Origin of the sequence: Snodgrassella sp. W8158 (assembly GCF_016100435.1) — a bacterium.
GTDB classification, from domain to species: Bacteria; Pseudomonadota; Gammaproteobacteria; order Burkholderiales; family Neisseriaceae; genus Snodgrassella; species Snodgrassella alvi.
The window spans coordinates 359,185-378,876 of the sequence record NZ_JACFSM010000001.1 but is presented as its reverse complement, the minus strand read 5'-3'; the positions used below and the strand labels follow the sequence as shown (position 1 = coordinate 378,876).

General features: G+C 42.4%; 18 protein-coding genes. 17 read left to right on the top strand and 1 reads right to left on the bottom strand.

Annotated elements, in window-relative coordinates; translation table 11 throughout:
* Positions 1-53: 53 nt before the first annotated feature.
* From ftsZ to H3V11_RS01580, 6 genes are all read left to right on the top strand, one after another.
* Positions 54-1,232 carry a cell division protein FtsZ gene (ftsZ, locus tag H3V11_RS01605; protein WP_025331232.1) on the top strand — a complete coding sequence of 393 codons (1,179 nt, stop codon included), beginning with the start codon at positions 54-56 and terminating at the stop codon, positions 1,230-1,232.
* A gap of 347 nt (positions 1,233-1,579) precedes the next feature.
* The gene (gene parC, locus H3V11_RS01600; protein WP_198223462.1) at positions 1,580-3,898 is read left to right on the top strand and encodes a DNA topoisomerase IV subunit A; all 2,319 of its coding nucleotides are present in this window, start codon (positions 1,580-1,582) and stop codon (positions 3,896-3,898) included.
* 6 nt (positions 3,899-3,904) lie between these two features.
* Positions 3,905-5,479: an ATP-binding protein gene (locus H3V11_RS01595; RefSeq protein WP_084552068.1), complete on the top strand. Its 1,575-nt coding sequence runs from the start codon at positions 3,905-3,907 to the stop codon at positions 5,477-5,479.
* Complete coding sequence (locus tag H3V11_RS01590; protein WP_198223461.1) at positions 5,472-6,956, top strand: sigma-54 dependent transcriptional regulator; 1,485 nt, start codon at positions 5,472-5,474, stop codon at positions 6,954-6,956. Before H3V11_RS01595 ends, H3V11_RS01590 begins: the two co-directional genes overlap by 8 nt.
* Positions 6,956-7,717: a class I SAM-dependent methyltransferase gene (locus H3V11_RS01585; protein ID WP_198223460.1), complete on the top strand. Its 762-nt coding sequence runs from the start codon at positions 6,956-6,958 to the stop codon at positions 7,715-7,717. The genes H3V11_RS01590 and H3V11_RS01585 overlap by 1 nt, the downstream gene beginning before the upstream one ends.
* A 69-nt stretch (positions 7,718-7,786) precedes the next feature.
* Positions 7,787-8,764, top strand: a complete 978-nt coding sequence (locus H3V11_RS01580) for a hypothetical protein (protein ID WP_198223459.1) — start codon at positions 7,787-7,789, stop codon at positions 8,762-8,764.
* A 70-nt stretch (positions 8,765-8,834) separates the two neighbouring features.
* Here the strand turns inward: H3V11_RS01580 and amgK are convergent, their stop codons facing one another.
* Entirely contained in the window at positions 8,835-9,839 is a 1,005-nt protein-coding gene (gene amgK, locus H3V11_RS01575; RefSeq protein ID WP_084565505.1) for an N-acetylmuramate/N-acetylglucosamine kinase AmgK, read from the bottom strand.
* 59 nt (positions 9,840-9,898) lie between these two features.
* On the opposite strand from amgK, the gene H3V11_RS01570 reads away from it, so the two are divergent.
* The 11 genes from H3V11_RS01570 (at position 9,899) to H3V11_RS01520 (ending at position 19,653) form a co-directional block, all read left to right on the top strand.
* Positions 9,899-12,235, top strand: a complete 2,337-nt coding sequence (locus tag H3V11_RS01570; protein WP_198223458.1) for an LPS-assembly protein LptD — start codon at positions 9,899-9,901, stop codon at positions 12,233-12,235.
* Positions 12,235-13,194, top strand: a complete 960-nt coding sequence (locus tag H3V11_RS01565) for a peptidylprolyl isomerase (protein WP_084552063.1) — start codon at positions 12,235-12,237, stop codon at positions 13,192-13,194. The genes H3V11_RS01570 and H3V11_RS01565 overlap by 1 nt, the downstream gene beginning before the upstream one ends.
* Positions 13,195-13,329: 135 nt before the next feature.
* Entirely contained in the window at positions 13,330-14,322 is a 993-nt protein-coding gene (gene pdxA / locus H3V11_RS01560; protein ID WP_198223457.1) for a 4-hydroxythreonine-4-phosphate dehydrogenase PdxA, read from the top strand.
* A 75-nt stretch (positions 14,323-14,397) separates the two neighbouring features.
* Positions 14,398-15,198, top strand: a complete 801-nt coding sequence (locus tag H3V11_RS01555) for an ABC transporter ATP-binding protein (protein ID WP_084552135.1) — start codon at positions 14,398-14,400, stop codon at positions 15,196-15,198.
* Positions 15,198-15,974 carry a lipid asymmetry maintenance ABC transporter permease subunit MlaE gene (mlaE, locus tag H3V11_RS01550; protein ID WP_078475685.1) on the top strand — a complete coding sequence of 259 codons (777 nt, stop codon included), beginning with the start codon at positions 15,198-15,200 and terminating at the stop codon, positions 15,972-15,974. Before H3V11_RS01555 ends, mlaE begins: the two co-directional genes overlap by 1 nt.
* A gap of 24 nt (positions 15,975-15,998) precedes the next feature.
* A complete protein-coding gene (gene mlaD, locus H3V11_RS01545) occupies positions 15,999-16,508 on the top strand; it encodes an outer membrane lipid asymmetry maintenance protein MlaD (RefSeq protein ID WP_198223456.1) in 510 nt (169 codons plus the stop codon).
* 57 nt (positions 16,509-16,565) lie between these two features.
* Entirely contained in the window at positions 16,566-17,162 is a 597-nt protein-coding gene (locus H3V11_RS01540) for a phospholipid-binding protein MlaC (RefSeq protein ID WP_100125965.1), read from the top strand.
* 2 nt (positions 17,163-17,164) lie between these two features.
* On the top strand, positions 17,165-17,449 hold the full coding sequence (locus H3V11_RS01535) for a lipid asymmetry maintenance protein MlaB (protein WP_084547256.1): 285 nt from the start codon (positions 17,165-17,167) through the stop codon (positions 17,447-17,449).
* On the top strand, positions 17,446-18,366 hold the full coding sequence (locus H3V11_RS01530) for a VacJ family lipoprotein (protein ID WP_370570160.1): 921 nt from the start codon (positions 17,446-17,448) through the stop codon (positions 18,364-18,366). Before H3V11_RS01535 ends, H3V11_RS01530 begins: the two co-directional genes overlap by 4 nt.
* Positions 18,367-18,444: 78 nt before the next feature.
* On the top strand, positions 18,445-18,807 hold the full coding sequence (locus tag H3V11_RS01525; RefSeq protein WP_198223455.1) for a VacJ: 363 nt from the start codon (positions 18,445-18,447) through the stop codon (positions 18,805-18,807).
* Positions 18,808-19,029: 222 nt separating this feature from the next.
* Positions 19,030-19,653, top strand: coding sequence for a lytic transglycosylase domain-containing protein (locus H3V11_RS01520; RefSeq protein WP_174830534.1), 624 nt, complete (start codon positions 19,030-19,032; stop codon positions 19,651-19,653).
* Positions 19,654-19,692 lie beyond the last annotated feature (39 nt).

The window sequence follows — 19,692 nt, the reverse complement described above, 5'->3', positions numbered from 1 at the left end:
TAGCTATACAAGGGCAGATGACGTTTATGCATAGGTTTTGTCAGGAGACATAAATGCAATTGGTATATGATGTTGTGGAGACGGTAGTCGGTGCTGCAGTTATCAAAGTCATTGGTATCGGCGGTGGTGGCTGTAATGCTATTAACAATATGGTGGAAAATGCGGTTGCCGGTATTGAGTTTATCAGTGCCAATACTGATGCACAGTCTTTACAAAACAGTAAAGCATCTAAACGCATTCAGCTGGGCAATAATCTCACCCGTGGTCTTGGCGCAGGAGCCGATCCGGAAATTGGCCGTAACGCCGCAATGGAAGATCGCGAAGCATTATCTGATGCTATTCGCGGAGCGAATATGCTGTTCATCACCACCGGCATGGGTGGTGGTACAGGTACAGGTGCGGCTCCGGTAGTTGCAGAACTGGCAAAAGAGATGGGTATTCTGACTGTTGCTGTTGTTACCCGTCCGTTTGAGTATGAAGGTAAACGTATTCACGTTGCTAATAACGGGATTGAGATTCTTAAAAATACCGTTGATTCACTCATTGTTATTCCGAATGACAAATTAATGTCAGCACTGGGTGAAGATGTGAGTATGCGCGAGGCTTTTCGTGCGGCAGATAATGTATTGCGTAATGCAGTAGCCGGAATTGCTGAAGTCATTACTAATCCGGGTATCATTAATCTGGATTTTGCCGATGTGAAAAATGTCATGAGTATCATGGGTATGGCCATGATGGGGTCAGGCAGTGCACATGGTGTTGACCGTGCCCGTATTGCTACAGAACAGGCTATTGCCAGCCCGCTTCTGGATGATGTGACTCTGGATGGCGCACAGGGTGTGCTGGTTAATATTACTACCGCACCAGGCTGCCTGAAAATGTCTGAATACAAAGAAATTATGTGCATGATTGATGAATATGCACATGATGATGCCGCCCTGAAATACGGTACTTCTGAAGATGCCAGTATGGAAGAAGGCGAAATCCGCGTAACCATTATTGCAACCGGATTGCAGGAACAGAAAGTTTTACATCACCAGCAGCCGAGCAGTTTGCGTGTTTTGCAAACCGTACAGGCCACTGGTACTGAAGATGCCTATCCGGATATCGGAAGTGTGGTACGTTCAGGACGCAGTGCACGCGGGATGAATCTGGCTGCTGCTGATTTCTCAAATCAGTCTGTGCTGGATGACTTCGAAATTCCGGCAGTCATTCGCCGACAAGCTGATTAATTGATTAAAGTTATTAAAGCTGTCCGGGCTAAGCTCCGGACAGCTTTTTTATTTTTAAAATCAATATATATAATTTAAATACGATATATTGCCGGCATAAGAAAATTTTTTTAAAAAGTTAGATAAAAAAGTTTATTCTTTAGAAAAAGTGCAATTTCTGCAAAGTTTGTGTTGTATTAAAACCAACAATATTTTACTGAAATGATAATGGTTTTTATAACATGCATTTCTGTTTTGTTATTTCATCAAACCAAAAGCAGTAGTTTTGGGTATAAAAGCAAAATCCTTTACAATAGGTAGCTTAGATAATCTGTTCCACAGAAGAATTTAATTAAGTCAGAATAAGTATGAGTGAATCTATTCAACAATCAGACCGCAGTGATGATCATCTGTTACTTGGTCAGTATGCAGAACGTGCTTACCTTACCTATGCCATGAGTGTGGTAAAAGGGCGCGCATTACCAGATGTGGCTGACGGGCAGAAGCCGGTTCAGAGACGCATTCTGTATGCTATGAAAGATATGGGGCTGGTTCATGGTGCCAAACCGGTAAAATCTGCCCGCGTGGTTGGTGAGATTCTAGGTAATTATCATCCGCATGGTGATTCATCCGCTTATGATGCGATGGTACGGATGGCGCAGGATTTTACCTTACGTTACCCTTTGATTAACGGTATTGGCAATTTTGGTTCACGTGATGGTGACAGCGCAGCAGCTATGCGCTATACCGAAGCCAGTTTAGCACCGATTGCTGAATTGCTGTTATCGGAAATCAATATGGGGACTGTAGATTTTGTACCCAATTATGATGACAAATCTTTTGAACCCTCTGTATTACCGGCACGCCTGCCAATGATATTGCTTAATGGCGCCTCAGGTATTGCAGTAGGTCTGGCAACTGAAATTCCTTCACATAATTTACGCGAAGTCAGTGCAGCTGTTGTGGCTCTGTTGAAAAAGCCTGAGCTGGATTCAGCAGCCTTAATGCAGTATTTACCCGGCCCTGATTTTGCCGGTGGTGGTCAGATTATTACTGCACCAGAGGATATTCAGGCAATTTATGCACAGGGTAAAGGCAGTATACGTGTACGTGCACGTTATGAAATTGAAAAACTGGCACGCGGACACTGGCGGGCTATTGTCACAGAATTACCTCCCGGTACCTCTGCGCAAAAAATTCTGGCTGAGATAGAAGAACAGACTAATCCCAAACCGAAAACCGGTAAAAAAAATCTCACTCAGGAACAGCAGAATACGCGCACATTAATGCTATCACTGCTTGATCGGGTGCGTGATGAATCAGATAGTCAGGCACCGGTGCGTCTGGCGTTTGAACCGAAATCCAGTCGTCTTCAACCTGAAGAATTTATGAATACTTTGCTGGCACAAACCAGTCTTGAAGGGAATGTGCCGGTCAATCTGGTTATGATGGGGCGGGATAATAAACCGGCACAAAAGAATTTATATCAGATTCTGCGTGAATGGCTGGATTTTCGGATACTGACTGTAACCCGGCGTTTGCAATACCGTCTGGAACAGGTGGAAAAACGTATTCATATTTTGCATGGGCGGCAAACGGTATTTCTTCATATTGATGAAGTCATCAGGGTTATCCGTGAATCAGATGAACCCAAAAATGAATTGATGTCTGCATTCGGTTTAAGTGAGATACAGGCGGATGATATTCTTGAAATCCGTTTACGTCAGCTGGCCAGACTGGAATGGATTAAACTGGAAACAGAACTGAATAAACTACAGCAGGAACGTGATCAGTTAACCACCCTTCTGGAAGATGATAAAGCTAAAAAACGACTAATTATCAAAGAAATTGAGTCTGATACCAAAATCTATGGAGATGACCGGCGTACACTGATACAGCCGGCAGAGCGGGCTTCGCTTACCCGAACTACTGCAGATGAACCAGTTACGCTGGTATTGTCACAGAAGGGCTGGCTGAAAACGCGTGTCGGACACAATCTGGATTTAAGCCAGACTACTTTTAAGGAAGGTGACGGTCTGCTTCAGGCAGTAGAGGGACGTACAGTTTGGCCGGTAGTTTTACTTGATTCGCACGGGCGAGCATATAGTGTGGATGCTGCTAGTATTCCGGGCGGACGTGGTGATGGTGTGCCTGCAGGTTCATTGGTTGATTTAGATAAAGGTGCCAGAATTGTAGCTATGCTCAGTGCCTTGCCGCAACAGCATTATGTACTGAGTAACAGTGGCGGATATGGATTTGTGGTTGCATTTAAAGATATGGTCAGCCGTACTAAAAACGGTAAAGTTGTTATGACAGTTAATAGTGATGAGACATTGCTGCCGCCGCTTCCTGTACCGTCTGCCTGCCTGTCTGTAAACGGGCAGACTCAACTTATTGCCATTTCCAGTGCCAATCGCCTGCTGGCCTTTCCATTACATGAATTGAAAATGATGGCTAAAGGCCGCGGTCTGCAAATTATGAGTTTACCAGCTAATGAGAAACTGCTTTATTTTACTCTGACAAATAAATCGGAATTTAAACTGGAGACTCAGGGTAAACGTGGCGGACGCTATCAGGAAACCTTACGCGTTCAGGATATTCTTAATAAACGCGGACATAAAGGTAAAGAATTAAGCGTATCGGGCGACATTGTTGCTGTCTATGGTGACCTGGATAACGGAAACTAAGCCGGTATGAAAACGCATATAAATGGCTGGCCGCAATATCTGGACAGGCTTTCAGCTTTGCTGAATATTGCGCGTATAAGTCTGCTGTTTTCAATTATGACGTTTTATTTGCTGACCCGCAGCATGGATGAGCCCGGTCTGGCTGTACCCATATTCAATAAAATTGAACTGTATAGCTGGGCAGCGCTCTACGGTATTCTGATTGTCTTTTCCATGCTGGTACCACGCTGGCAGAATCAGCCGGATGCACTACCAAATGTTAATTCTGCTGTAGACATTACCATGATAGCCTGGCTGATGAATATGGGTGGAGGAGTGGATAGCGGTTTTGGTATTTTACTCCTGCCATTTGTCGGTTCGGCCTGTTTGTTCAGCCGTGGCCGGTATCCGATGATTTATGCCGGTTATGTAACTTTACTGATTGTCATCATTACCTGGACGCAGCTAAGCCGTAATGGTTTTGCTAATCACAGTATGCGGATATGCATTATTGCCATTATGTTGATTGCCGCTGTCTTTCTTGTGGCCGGTCTGACTGCCTATGCCGCTACTTTACTGGCGCGATCACAAAATTTGCAATATCAGCAGTCAAAAATGCTGAACAGTTACCGGAATTTGCTCGACCGTGCTTTTAATTATGTACAGGAGGGGGTAGTTGTACTGGATGAAAGCGGTCTGGTGTGGCTGATTAACCGGAAGGCGCAGAATTATTTCCCGATGCTGCTGGTTGATAAACAAACTGCTTTATTTCGTCAGGTTATGCATTACTGGCACACTGAACAGAAAAATATTTTCGAAATAAACTGTACACTGAATAATTGGCCGATGAGGGTGCATGCACGCTTGTTACAGGAAGCAAATACGCCTTTACTGATGTTATCAATGCGTTCGCGTACTGAAATTGATAAGGAGGCTATGGCCATTAAACTGGCCTCATTAGGCCAGTTAACGGCTAATCTGGCTCATGAAATTCGTAATCCGATGTCTGCAATAAGACAGGCCAATGAATTGTTACAGGAAGAAGAATATGATTCGACACGACTGCGGCTGTTTAATATTATAGAGAACAATATCAGTCGTATTGATAAAATGCTTGAAGATATCAGTATGCTGAATAAGCGGGATAAAAAAAATAAACAGGCAATTGATTTGCGGGTATTCTGGACTGCCTTTATGCAGGAATTTATACTGATCAGGCAGCAGGCTGTGGATTGTATTGAACTACAAGCCGATAAAGGGGATTTAATCGTCTGGTGTGATTCGGTACACTTGCAGCAGATTATATGGAATCTGATGAATAATGCCTGGCGTCATAGTTTGCAGAATAAAAATGCTATTCGTGTTATTTTTTGTATAGAAGAGCAAAATGAAATTTCCATTACCGTAATTGATAATGGTGCTGGTGTCAGTGCAGAAAATCAGTTGTATTTGTTTGAACCGTTTTTCACGACTGAATCCAGCGGCACCGGTCTTGGATTGTATGTGGCGCGCGAACTGGCTCAGGCTAATCATGGTCAGTTAATTTATCGCCCTGAAGTTAATGGATTTGAATTAACCTTGCCAAGGATGGTTGATGAATAATAATAATCAGATGGACTTAGAAAAGCCGGTACTGATAATAGATGATGAAGCCGATATTCGTGATTTAATGGAGTTAACCCTGATTAAAATGGGTTTGTCCGTAAAAACTGCCGCTGGTGTAGCTGAGGCAAAAAAGGCTTTACGTACGCATGCTTTCTCTCTGGTGCTAACGGATATGCGTATGCCGGATGGCTCAGGGCTGGAGATTGTTGATTATATTACTGCCCATAATCTGGATATTCCGATTGCAGTTATTACCGCTTACGGAAATGCAGCGCAGGCTGTACAGGCACTGAAAAATGGTGCTTTCGATTACTTACAAAAACCCATTACTCTGGCGCAGCTGCGTACTCTGGTTAAATCTGTTATTACAATCAATAATACTGCCGAAACCGAAATAGATAATAAAATGGTAACCGCATTTAAACAGTCTGAAAATAAACAAAAAAATGAAGATACTTCCGCAATGGTTAACGAACAGCCGGTACGTGAACGTTTACTGGGTAATTCTCCGTTAATAACAGAAGTACGTCAGTTGATCAGCAAGCTGGCTAAAAGTAACGTGCCGGTATACATTGCCGGAGAATCAGGCAGTGGTAAAGAGCAGGCAGCGCGCAGTATTCATGAACAGTCAGAACGCAGAGACAAGGCATTTGTTGCTGTAAATTGTGGTGCCATACCTGAAGCATTGATGGAAAGTGAGTTTTTTGGTTATAAAAAAGGCAGTTTTACCGGAGCAGAATCAGACAGGGCCGGTTTTTTCCAGCATGCGGACGGTGGAACATTATTTCTGGATGAGGTAGCTGATTTACCACTATCGATGCAGGTTAAATTATTGCGGGCCATTCAGGAACGTGCTGTACGCCGGATTGGCGAAATGGAAGAAAAGCAGGTTGATGTCCGTATTATCTGTGCAACCCATAAAGATTTAAATGCTCTGGTTGAATCAGGTCAGTTTCGTCAGGACTTGTTTTATCGTTTGAATGTTGTATCTATTATCATGCCGCCATTACGTGAATTACGTGATGATTTACCGCAGTTAATTCGGGTTTTACTGCAACGAATTTTGCATGATGAAACCATGACATTAACACCGGAAGCAAAAAAAGCACTGTTGCAATACAGTTATCCCGGTAATTTCCGTGAATTGGAGAATATTCTGGAACGTGCTATTGCACTGTCGAAAAATCATATTATTGAGGTAGATGATTTACAGATTCATAGCTATCAGCTGGATAATCCGCGTACTGAATCTGCAGAGAATGCAGGCAGTAATCTATCCGCAGATAGTAATGAGGAAATTAAGGATTACCAGTTCGGAAAAACTCAGATACAGGATTATCTGGATGAAATAGAGAGAAAAATCCTGGAACAGGCTTTGGCGCAAACCCGATATAACCGAACACAGGCCGCCAAGTTACTGGGTATCAGTTTTCGTTCTATGCGTTACCGGATGGAACGGTTAGGGATTGTCTGATGGTAAAGCCTCTGATTTTAACCGGTCAGATAGCAGATAAAACTGATCTGATCACTCCTTTACAGAAATTGCTGGCCAGTAAAAAACTCTGTTATCAGCAACAACCACCCGAACAGGGATTATATCTGATATACGAAAATGACAGTCTTGCTTTAGCTAAAGCCGGGCAAAAAGGGGTCGTGCGGGTTGATTTTGTAGAAGGTACTGCACGACACCGGCGGCTTTTTGGCGGGGGAGAATTACTGGCACGTGCTATTCAGGCCAAAAACCGGCCGCTTGTCTGGGATGCTACCGGAGGTTTAGGTCGGGACGCTTTTGTAATGGCATCATTGGGACTGGAAGTTGTGGTATTTGAACAGAATCCTTATGTATATGTTTTATTTGCGGATGGGCTGAAACGTGCGATGGTTGATGAACAGACTGCGCATATAGCAAAGCAGATTCATCTGCATTATGGCAGTATTACTTTACCGGACGCGGAACAAAAGCAGATACCATTGCCTGATGTGGTCTATCTGGATCCGATGTATCCGCAAAAGCAAAAAGCAGCGGCAGTAAAAAAAGAAATGGCTTATTTTCATGAATTACTGGGTAATGCAGATATAGATAATGATCAGGCTTTATTACTCGCAGCACAGAAATTAGCCCGAAAACGGGTCGTGGTAAAAAGACCGGCTAATGGGGCAGTTTTAGCAGGAAAGACACCGGCATTTCAGTATTTTGGTAAAACGACGCGATTTGACGGGTATATGCCTTTGTAGCTTTAAAAAGAAGTCAATTTTGTGAATCTGAATTATTTTATTTAAATTTAATACAGGGGAGAATAACAAATGGCTAGAAAAATCTGGGCATATGCTAAAGATAAAAATCAATATTTTATTTGCGAAAATCAATCTTTGCAACCAAAAATTTTTTATATCTGGGATGTTCTGAGATTAAAAGAACAAAATTTTAAAAAATATCTGGAATTAACGTTTTACTCAACGGAATATGATGAAATTAATCGTCTGGAGTTAATTCCAACTGAACATGGCTTTTTTCGGTATAAATCCGACGAAATTGATGAAAACAATAAAGAGTCTATTTATCATTCTGCAGCGACAGTGATATTACTGGAAATGCCTGTAATTAAATTTACTATTGATAAAAATAAATATATTTTAAATTTTTCAAAATTTTTAGTTGAGCCGTGTCTTCGATTTAAGCATTTTGATCAAGATGAGGAAAAATATTATCCTGACCTTGTTGGCTATTTTTCTTCTGAGTGTGAATTACAGGAAAAATGGAAAGGATGTCTGGCTATAGAGGTTGTTTATACTAATGCTTGTTATTCTAAAAAAATACACTCTTTTGAAAAGAATCATATACCGATCATTGAAGTGAGTATTTCAAAAAAATTAAAACTAGAGACAGAGTTTGGCGGTGAAATAAAATTTACAGTTGCAGATGTTGAAAACTATTATTTCTCACTAAAGAAGATTTTTGAGAAAAACGTATATGGCAAAATACGTTCAGATCCGGTGAATCATAAATTTTATACGGATAAGATTATTTCTCTTGAAGACGCATATAAGCGTGAATTAGAAAATAAGCAGCTATTAAATGATAATGAACAAGCAAATTTAAAAAGAGAGCTTAATTATATAAATTTAAAGTACGAAGAAATGAAATCTGAAGCATCACATTTACACAATTTACTTGAACAAATGAAACAACAGGAATGGCACTTAAATAACCGGTTAAATAATTATGCAGTAATGGGATTTTGGCAGAAACTAAAATTTTTATTTAATATTTCTGCAGATTAAATAATAAAGCTGCTTAGGAATTAAGGCAGCTTTATTATTTCCTGGCAGATATTTAATCATTTTAATTTAATTAGAAGGTATAACCTGTCTGAACTTCTTCTGAGCCAATTAATTCAGTAATTAATTGCAGTAGCGGGCGCAATTCACCATAACGGCGGCTGGTTTTGCGTAAATATTTCAGGAAGCGATGAATTTCACCGCGATATTTATCTTTACCATCGCGGTAATATAAGCGGGCAAAGATACCGGCAACTTTCAGATGGCGCTGTACACCCATCCATTCAAAATCACGGTAAAACTGATCAAAATCGGTACGTACCGGTAATCCGGCAGCTCTTGCTTTTTCCCAGTAACGAATGACAATATCAAGTATAAATTCTTCGTCCCATTCGATAAATGCATCACGTAATAGTGATACCAAATCATAAGTAATCGGACCATACAATGCATCCTGAAAATCAAGAATACCAGGGCGGTCGCGGGTCAGCATAATATTTCGAACAATAAAATCACGATGTACATAGACCAGTGGCTGTGACAATATTACCGGTAATATATTGTTAACTGTCTGCTGCCATAACTGTTGCTGTTTCTCAGTTAATGATAAACCAAGTTCTTTCTGAACATACCATTCAGGAAAAAGTTGCATTTCCCTTTTTAGTACGGCTTCATCATATAATGGTAGTTGCTCCGGCTGGCTTGAAAGTTGCAGTTTGATGAGTTCATCAATGGCTTCCAGCAGCAATACTTTGTGTACTTCAGTACGTTTATCCTGTTGCAGTGCAGCCAGATAAGGGGTATTACCAAAATCTTCCAGAGCCATAAATCCCTGCTGTGTATCCAGATGATAGATTTCGGGAACATTAAGAGCCTGAAAAAGCTTTTGTACCTTAATATATGGCAGGATACTCATTTTATCCGGTGGGGCGTCCATACAGATTACTGTACGGTCGTCAGTAAAAGTAGCGCGGAAATAGCGTCGGAAATCAGCATCAGCAGCTGCAAAGCTAAGAACAAATTCCTGTTGCGGATAGCAGGTATGAAACCATTTTTTTAATTCAGATTCTCGTTGCATGACATTTTTCAGGTTAAAATAAACACTATTTTAACTGGCAAAGCCGTTTAGGTGATACTTTGTCCTACTTATTCTCTCCAAAACCATTAGCTCTGGCCTTAACAACGGTTTTTTGTACTTTGCCCGGGTTTGTTCTTGCGGCCTCACCTTTGTCTATGGGCGAAGGAAATGTTTGTACAGCGCCACAGCGTCCGAAAAATTTTGTTAAACCTGTACAAAGCAGCGGTGAAGCTAATCCGGGTACTGATGTTACCCGGGTTGTGGCTGACGATGTCAACGGGCAGTCACAGGTTCAGGTACATGCAAAAGGGAGTGTCATTATTGAGCGTAATGATGTCACTTTGAATTCAGACTGGGCTGATTATGATCAGGAAAGCCAGATTGTTAAAGCTGGTGATCACTTTACTTTAGATAATGGTAAGGGACGTGTTACCGGTGAACATGTTACTTACGACATGGCTAAAAGTACGGGTGTCGGTGATGCCGGCCGCTTTGAAATGGAAAATGATAACCGGCGTCTGCAAGGTGTCGGGGACGAGATACAGATGGGTGGTAAAAATCGCTATCGTCTGCAAAGTGCTAAATTCAACACCTGTAATCCGGGCGATGACAGCTGGTATATCCGTTCAGGCAGTATTGATCTGGATTATGATAAAAATGTCGGGGTAGCCCGTAATGCAACGCTGGTATTTGGCGGTGTTCCTCTGTTTTACACACCATGGATCGATTTTCCGTTAAACGGCAATCGTAAAAGCGGGTTTCTGACGCCTACACTTAAAGGAGGATCTGACGGTTTTGAAATAATGACTCCTTATTATCTGAATCTGGCTCCTAATTATGATGCAACTATCCGGCCGCATTTTATTAGCAGCCGTGGCATACAGCTGGGCGGTGATTTTCGTTACCTGCAGCCGACTTATCAGGGGCAGATTAGTGCTGACTGGGTGCCGAATGATCAGAAAAGCAGTCACAAAAATCGTGCAGAAATTGATTTTACCCATTCCCAGAGACTGGCAAAGGGATTAACCGGCGGTATTGACTATCATCAGGTCTCAGATGATGATTACCGGCGTGATTTCTGGAGCGGAGATAATGGCAGTTCTAATCTGAACCGGCAGGCATGGCTGAATTACCACCGGGATTTATGGGGCGGGACATTTGATGGCAGTTTAATGGTGCAAAAATATCAGACACTGGCCTCAATCAGTGGATATAAGGATCAGCCTTATTCACGTTTACCTCGTTTATCTGCTACGTGGAACCGTTATTTTGGTAATCATTACGCAGTCAATGTCTATGCTGAAGCAACCCGTTTTGAGGGCAGGGAAACTGGTCATAAAGACTGGTGGATACATAAATATCCCAATGGTACCCGCCTGGTGTTATTGCCCACATTTACTGCTGACTATTCCAATAACTGGGGTTATATCCGTCCAAAACTGAGTTTTCATGCCACTCATTATGATATGAACCGGCAGGATAATCAGGATAGCCGCAGTATGGATCGTGCCGTACCTTTACTTAGTGTGGATTCAGGCGTGACCTTTGAGCGTTTATGGAAAAACAATCGATTAAACAAGGGATATATTCAGACACTGGAACCACGTCTGTTTTATACCTATATACCGCGACGTAATCAGAATGATATGCCTTTGTTTGATACAGCTGAAAACAGTTTTACCTATGATCAGTTATTTCATGAAAACCGTTATTCAGGACAGGACAGAATCAATGCGGCTAATTTTATGACAACAGCACTGCAATCTCGGATATATGATAGTACTAACGGTATTGAACGTTTCGCAGCCGGTATTGGTCAGCGCTTTTATTTCCGTGATGATAACGTCAAACTGAATGACAACACGCCTAAAAATAAAGAACGCAAACGCTCTGATATGGTGGCTTTTGGACGTGCTGCCCTGAGCGAGCACATCACAGCTGAAACTAACTGGCATTATAATCAGGATTTAAAAACATCTGAAAGTTATAACTTTGGCATCCGCTATACACCGAATGCAGGTAAAACTATCAGTGTTCGCTATAAATATGGTCGTTATGAAAATTTATATGATGATGTTTATGGCAAAATGCGTACAATAGATGTCGGTGTTCAATGGCCGCTAACCCGTAATTACTATCTGGTCGCACGGCAGGATTATGATTTTAATAGTAGTACATCTCTGAATCAGACAGTAGGGATAGAGTACCAGAGTCCGTGTCATTGCTGGAGTGCCGGACTGGTAGGTTCCCGCTATACAGATGATTACAAAAAACGCAAAACCGCCGTATTATTCCAATTGCAGTTGCGTGACCTGACAGGTATGGGAAATGGTTCCCTCAATCAGCTCACTTCACAAATTCCCGGTTACAGCAATACTTATGAGGTAAAACATTAATGAAAAAGATACATTCCTGGCTGGCAGCAACGATGCTGGCTGTAGTATTGCCTTCGGCAATGGCATTGGATATCAAACCAGTTGATAACATTGTGGCAGTTGTCAATGATGATGTAATAACACGTCGCGAGCTGGACTTAGTAGCAGCCCAGATGCGTTCACAGTTACCAAAAGGACAAAATATCAGTAATGCAGATTTACACGAGCAGGCACTTGCACAGCTGATACGTAAGGATTTACTGGTGCAAGCTGCCAGGCGCTCCAATATCCGCCTGACTAATGCCGATGTAAACGAAGCAATTGAACTGTTTGCTTCACAACGCCATATGACAGTTAAAGAGCTGATTCAGCGCATTGCTAAAGAAGGTGTGAATGAAGATCAGCTGCGCCGCACCATAACGGAAAACCTGCTGGCACAGAAAATTGAACAAAGTGAAGTAATGGGCAAAAGTCAGGTCAGTGATGCAGAGGTTGATGATGCTATTGCACGCGCACAGCAGGAAGGGCGACCTCTGCCGCCACCGGTTACAGCCTATTCCTATCATGTGCAACATATTCTGTTGAAAAACGATAACGATATCACACGAAAACTGATTGAACAGATTGCTCAGCAGGCACGTTCCGGTGCCTCATTTGATCAGCTGGCACGGCAGTATTCTCAGGACGGCAGTGCACAAAATGGCGGAGATCTGGGCTGGATTATCGATGGTGAGACTGTACCGCCATTCGAAGCTGCGGTGAAATCATTGCAGCCGGGTCAGATATCCATGCCGGTGCGTACTCAGTTTGGCTGGCACGTAATCCGTCTGGTGGCTGTCAGAAGCAATGACAGCCCGCAAGAACGTCAGCGTAACGGAATGCGTGCAGTACTGGTACAGGAAAAACGCGAAATTCTACTGCAGAATTTCCTGAAACAGTTACATGATCAGGCCTATATCAGTATTCGTCCTTTGGATTAACCGGATAAAAACAACTTTTCTGCAATGCGTGCAGCCTGTATCAGTGTCGAAATGTAGAGTTTGTATATTCTGATAGCTAAGTATTTTTTATTGATTTTTCTGTGAAAAATATCATTATAATTCTGGCTTATTTTTATGAAGAATCAGTTAATTATTGCTGTTACTAGCGGAGAGCCGGCAGGTATCGGTCCAGATATCTGTCTGGATCTGGCCAGCCAGGACTGGCCGCAACGCATTGTGGTATTGGGAGATATGCAATTATTGCAGCAGCGTGCGGCACAACTGAATAAAAAAATTACCATACAGGCTTATCAGCCAGATAGTAACAAACCTGTATCCGGAGTACTGGAAGTTTGTCATATTCCAGTTCAGGTATCTGTTCAGGCAGGAAAATTAAACGTACAAAATGCTGCTTATGTATTGCAATTACTGGACAGAGCATATACTGGCATAGAACAGGGTGAATTTGCTGCTATAGTCACTGCTCCGGTTCATAAAGGAATTATCAACGATAGCGGTATTGCTTTTAGCGGCCATACGGAATATCTGGCTGCTAAAAGTGCTACTTCTCAAGTAGTAATGATGCTTACCGGTGGCGGTCTGAGAGTGGCTTTAGCCACTACTCACTTACCACTGTGGGCAGTAGCAGATACCCTGACACTTGAATTATTAACCGAAGTACTAACTATTCTGCATCATGATTTGCAGACAAAATTCGGGCTGATACAGCCGCGTATTCTGGTTGCCGGTCTCAATCCGCATGCTGGTGAAGGCGGTCATCTTGGAAATGAAGAAAATGATATTATTATTCCGGTAATCAGCCAGTTACAACAGAAAGGTATGCAAATAACCGGACCATTTCCGGCAGATACACTGTTTCAGCCTTTCATGCTTGAACAGGCTGATGCTGTTCTGGCTATGTATCATGATCAGGGATTGCCGGTATTAAAATATGCAAGTTTTGGAGAGGGCGTTAATATCACTCTGGGACTGCCTTTTATCCGCACCTCAGTGGATCATGGTACTGCGCTGAATCTTGCCGGTACTGGTGAAGCAACCAGCAGCAGTTTATTTGCAGCAATTCATGCTGCAGTGGATATGAGCAGACACTGGAAAGCAGAGCAGTAATTACGCACTTGTATTTGATAAATACCAACAGACATCATAAAATCTAAGTTGCTATACGGCATGGGAATTCTCAATATGGCTACGCCGTTTATTGAAATGAAAAATGTGGTTTTCGCTTATGGCGACCGACCCATTTTAAAAAATATTAATTTTAAACTGGAGCAGGGCAGTTTTACCGCTATTATGGGTAGTTCCGGAAGTGGTAAAACAACCTTGTTGCGTTTAATTACCGGCCAGATCAGTGCACAACAGGGGCAAGTATTGATCAATGGTCGTGATATTGCCGAATTCAGCCGCGAAGAACTGTATTACCATCGCCGTAACATGGGCGTACTGTTTCAGTTTGGTGCTTTGTTTACGGATTTATCAGTATTCGATAATGTTGCTTTTCCAATGCGGGAACATACTGATTTGCCGGAAAGCATGATACATGATCTGGTGGTCATGAAACTGAATGCAGTTGGTTTACGCGGGGTAGAGCAATTAATGCCATCCGAGCTTTCCGGTGGTATGGCAAGACGAGTAGCACTGGCTCGTACAATTGCACTTGATCCGGCATTATTGCTATATGATGAACCATTTACCGGCCTGGATCCGATTTCACTCGGGGTAATAGCCAGTCTGGTGAGTAAGGTCAATAAAGCCTTACAAACTACCAGTGTAATGGTGACACATGATATCCAGCAATCTCTGGATATTGCCAGCCATGTGGTTTTTCTGGCACACGGTGAAATTATTTTTTCCGGTTCACCGCTACAAATGCGTGAACTGGATTCACCATGGATAAATCAGTTTATTCATGGTCAGGCAGACGGCCCAGTAGCATTTCGTTATCCGGCTACCACCACCTTACAACAGGATTTAGACATCGCGTGATGAAAGCAATTGAGCAACTGGGTGCAAAAACCCTGAGTTTTGTCCAGCATCTGGGGCGGGCAGCATTATTTCTGCTTGCCGCCTTGCTGCGCAGCGGAACAGTTTTACGCCGTCCGCGCCTGATGATCCGGCAAATGTATTTTTCCGGTGTTCTTTCTATTGTCATTATCGCAGTATCAGGACTGTTTGTCGGAATGGTACTGGGGTTACAGGCCTATACACAGCTGGCTAAATTTAAATCTGCTGATATTCTTGGTTATATGGTGGCTGCCGCCATGCTGCGCGAACTTGGTCCGGTACTGGCTGCAATACTGTTTGCCAGCAGTGCCGGTGGTGCAATGACCAGTGAAATAGGTTTGATGAAAACCACTGAACAACTGGAAGCCATGAATGTCATGGCTATTGATCCGGTGGCGAGAGTTATCGCCCCACGTTTCTGGGCAGGTGTACTTTCCATGCCTTTACTGGCTTCAATATTCAATGTTGCCGGCGTTTATGGTGCTTATCTGATTGGCGTAAAATATTTTGGCATGGATAACGGCGTATTCTGGGGTCAAATGCAGAATAATCTTGATTTTTACTACGATGTTGTAAATGGTTTAATTAAATCATTGGTATTTGGCGTAGTTGTTACTCTGATAGCTGTTTATCAGGGTTTTTATGCAAAACCGACATCAGAAGGTATTTTGCGCGCCAATACACGTACTGTTGTATCCAGCTCACTAACTATTCTGGCAGTGGATTTTATGCTAACCGCTCTGATGTTTACCAAATAGGGTGCAGATTAACAAGGTAATGATATGAAAAAAAACAGTCTGGAAATGCTGGTTGGTCTATTTGTTTTAATAGGCATAGTGGCAATTCTATTTTTATCTTTTCGGGTAGCCGGCGGTAATGGTATCGGCTCTTCCCAGCCTACATATACTTTATCAGCCTCGTTCAGCGATATTGGCGGTTTAAAAACACAGGCGCCTGTCAAAGCAGCCGGTGTTGTGGTTGGCCGGGTAGACAGAATTGTACTTGATCCGAAAACTTACTGGGCTAAAGTGACTTTAAAAATTGATAAGCAGTACCAGTTTAGTACTGACACTTCAGCGCAGATTCTGACTTCAGGTTTGCTTGGCGACCAGTATATCGGACTGGAGCAAGGCGGCGATCCGGATAATCTGGCCGATGGGGATAATATTACTATTACCAGTTCAGCTTTGGTGCTGGAACAGTTAATTGGTAAATTTATGACCAGTTTTGCTGAGGGTAATGCCAAAAGCGATAATAAAAAAACAGATACTGCTGTTTCTGCGAGTGAATAAGTAAAAGTAACAGTAGATAAACAAATTTAATTTAATTAAAGGAATATTTAAATGAAACTGAATAAATCTTCATTTATGGGGGCGGTAAGCATTGCCATTATGAGCATTAGTATGGCATTTGCCTCACCACAGCAGGCCGTAAGCCAGCTTAAAGACAATGCTACTCAGGTATTGAATATTTTAAGTTCAGCCAATGGTAAAAATGATAATCAGGTACGTCGTCAGGCTGAAAACTATGCAATTCCGTATTTTGATTTTGAGCGCATGACTGCACTGGCGGTAGGTGCTCCGTGGCGTACAGCCAGTACTGCACAGCAGCAGGCATTAACTCAAGAGTTTAAAACCCTGTTAATCCGTACTTATTCCGGCACTATGCTGAAATTTAAAAATGCTCAGGCAAATGTATACAGTAATCCTGTCGTTAATAAGGGCGGACGCGAAATCATTGTGCGTGTAGATGTTACTACACCTAACAGTAAACCAGTACGTATGGATTACACCCTGTATCAGGCAGGCAATATATACCGTATTTACAATGTAGCTGTAGAAGGTGCCAGTCTGGTGACTGTATACCGCAACCAGTTTAATCAGACTATCAGCCAGAAAGGCATAGATGGTTTAGTAGCGGATTTACGTGCCAAAAACGGTAAATAATCATGCAAACCAACGTGCAGGGTAAAACCCTGATGATTCATGATAAGGTAACTATGGGTACAGTAGGAGAAAACGATTTCAAACGTTTCTGTGACTGTATCCAAACCGGACAAATAGAAAAAGTGGACGTCAGTGGTGTAACCGAAGCCGATTCTGCCTGCGTGGCATTGCTCGTGGCGGCTAAGCGGCTGGCGCACAGACAGAAATTTATGTTGCACATCGCCGGTGTGCCGGCGGGACTCATTACCCTGATGGCACTTTACGGTGTAGAGGAATCATTACAATGAGTAGTAAGAAAAAGTTGCTAACAGGCTGTGTACTGCTTATGCTCAGTCAGGCTGGCTGGGCGGCAGCAGAACAGACCTATACTTATAAAGATCCGTATGAGGGTTATAACCGGGTGATGTTCAATATTAATGATCATCTTGATCGTTATATCATGACACCGGTTGCCCGCGGTTACCGAAAAGTCACTCCTTCACCTGTACGTACAGGCGTTAACAACTTTTTCAATAACTTGCGCGATGTAGTGAGTTTTGGCAGTAATCTGCTGCGTCTGGATATTGAGAAAGCCAGTACAGATTTCGTGCGCGTTGGTATTAATACTACATTTGGCTTGGGCGGTTTACTGGATATTGCTGATGCAGGCCGGATTCCGAACAACAAAAATACCCTTGGTGATACCTTTGCCTCTTGGGGTTGGAAAAACAGTAATTACTTTGTTTATCCTCTTTTGGGTCCGTCGACAGTACGTGATAGTATCGGCAGTACCATTACTGATATATTCCCCATAGAAAATGCTATTTTCAAGGAAGATGCTGTACGCTGGAGTCTTACTGGTCTTAATGGAGTGGCTTCGCGTGAAGCATTGCTGGATGTAACTGATAGCTTGAATGATGCTGCACTGGATCGCTATACATACATGCGTGATGTATATATGAAATTGCGTAACAATCAGGTAGGCGGCTCACTGTTTCCGGCAGATGATGAAGATGATGACGATATTGATAATCTGGTAGCTCCCGGTAGCGATAATGCTGTTACCCAGCCGACTTCTGTATCATCAAGTCAATCTGTTAAAAAAGTAACTGAATCAGATGACAATGTTCCGGCAACAGCTGATTCAACACCAGATAAAATTACAGACGACAACTTGTCTGAATCTCCGGTTTCAGCAAGTCAGCCCTATTGGAATGTGCATTAAACGTTAGTATTTTATAACAGTAAAAAGTATCATTCCGAAAACTGAAATTCAGATCAGTATAAAACAAGGAATAAGACTATGTATGAAGTTAACCGCAGTGTATTTTTGCTTGTTCCGCTTGAACCATTCTGGGCCTGGTTGCAAAAATTGCCTGATATTGATCTGGAACAGTTATCTCTGGATATTTTGCAACAGGATGCCAATGCCTATCTGACTTCCGCTAGTGAAGATATAGATAGCTTGTGGGGTGAAATCGAACAGCGTTATGAGGATATCTTTGCAGCAGAACTGGCTGACTGGTGTGAGGATGAAAGCTTGTGGCCTGATTTGAGCTTTGAAAATTTCAGAAACTGGTTTGGTGTACAATTTTCTACAGTAGTAACTGATATGGCACAAGAAGAACTGGCGCGTGAAGCTTTTGTACCGATCGCTCTGAGTTAAACAGTTCAGCTGTTATATCATGAAAAAAGCCAATATTGATATTGGCTTTTTTCTTTAAAACAGTTGTCTGATATGGATTCTGTGGATTGAAAAACTCATATTGTCATAAAAAATACTGTATAAACTTTAAAATATCTAACTATATTTAATATAATCAATTAAAATTACCTATCGTAATCTTGCAATCAGTTTGTATACAATACACAAACGGAATTAAATTATATGCCGTACAGAAATAAATCTGTTTCGCGACGCCGGCTGTTACAGGCAGGCGGTGCTTCCCTGCTGGGGATAGCTGTGCCGCGTATAGTGTTGGCAGGTGCACAGCGTGAAGAAACCCTTTCTGATGATGTTGCTTCGATCATGCGCAATGCAGTTAATAATGCCAATCCTCCGCGCCTGATTTTTTCTTCGCCTTCAGAGGCCAGCCGCTGGCTAAATGCCATGTCGGGTCGTCTTGCTTCACATATTCCTGATGATTATGCACGAAAACGTTTATTAACCAATATTCAGTATGAATCAATGCGTGCTGGTTTGGATACACAGGTTATACTTGGTCTGATCGAAGTAGAAAGCCGTTTTCGTCAATATGCTATCTCCGGAGTAGGCGCCCGCGGTTTAATGCAGGTAATGCCTTTCTGGGTAAAACAAATTGGTCGTCCGGAACATAACTTATTCGATATTCGCACTAACTTACGTTACGGATGTACTATCCTGCGTTATTATCGAAATCGTGAGAATGGTAATATGGTAAGAGCGCTGGCGCGTTATAATGGTAGCTTAGGGCGTAGTACTTACTCGAATGCTGTTATCAATGCCTGGCAACGGCACTGGCAATGGGCCTGAATTCCCGGCATTCTGCGATATTTGTAATCTGTTAATTAT

Coding starts and splice junctions, on each gene's coding strand:
- H3V11_RS01595 (WP_084552068.1), top strand. CDS start 3,905: ATGAAAACGCATATAAATGGCTGGCCGCAATATCTGGACAGGCTTTCA.
- H3V11_RS01555 (WP_084552135.1), top strand. CDS start 14,398: ATGGCTACGCCGTTTATTGAAATGAAAAATGTGGTTTTCGCTTATGGC.
- H3V11_RS01520 (WP_174830534.1), top strand. CDS start 19,030: ATGCCGTACAGAAATAAATCTGTTTCGCGACGCCGGCTGTTACAGGCA.
- H3V11_RS01535 (WP_084547256.1), top strand. CDS start 17,165: ATGCAAACCAACGTGCAGGGTAAAACCCTGATGATTCATGATAAGGTA.
- H3V11_RS01525 (WP_198223455.1), top strand. CDS start 18,445: ATGTATGAAGTTAACCGCAGTGTATTTTTGCTTGTTCCGCTTGAACCA.
- parC (WP_198223462.1), top strand. CDS start 1,580: ATGAGTGAATCTATTCAACAATCAGACCGCAGTGATGATCATCTGTTA.
- ftsZ (WP_025331232.1), top strand. CDS start 54: ATGCAATTGGTATATGATGTTGTGGAGACGGTAGTCGGTGCTGCAGTT.
- amgK (WP_084565505.1), bottom strand. CDS start 9,839: ATGCAACGAGAATCTGAATTAAAAAAATGGTTTCATACCTGCTATCCG.
- H3V11_RS01530 (WP_370570160.1), top strand. CDS start 17,446: ATGAGTAGTAAGAAAAAGTTGCTAACAGGCTGTGTACTGCTTATGCTC.
- pdxA (WP_198223457.1), top strand. CDS start 13,330: ATGAAGAATCAGTTAATTATTGCTGTTACTAGCGGAGAGCCGGCAGGT.
- H3V11_RS01580 (WP_198223459.1), top strand. CDS start 7,787: ATGGCTAGAAAAATCTGGGCATATGCTAAAGATAAAAATCAATATTTT.
- mlaE (WP_078475685.1), top strand. CDS start 15,198: ATGAAAGCAATTGAGCAACTGGGTGCAAAAACCCTGAGTTTTGTCCAG.
- H3V11_RS01585 (WP_198223460.1), top strand. CDS start 6,956: ATGGTAAAGCCTCTGATTTTAACCGGTCAGATAGCAGATAAAACTGAT.
- H3V11_RS01565 (WP_084552063.1), top strand. CDS start 12,235: ATGAAAAAGATACATTCCTGGCTGGCAGCAACGATGCTGGCTGTAGTA.
- H3V11_RS01590 (WP_198223461.1), top strand. CDS start 5,472: ATGAATAATAATAATCAGATGGACTTAGAAAAGCCGGTACTGATAATA.
- mlaD (WP_198223456.1), top strand. CDS start 15,999: ATGAAAAAAAACAGTCTGGAAATGCTGGTTGGTCTATTTGTTTTAATA.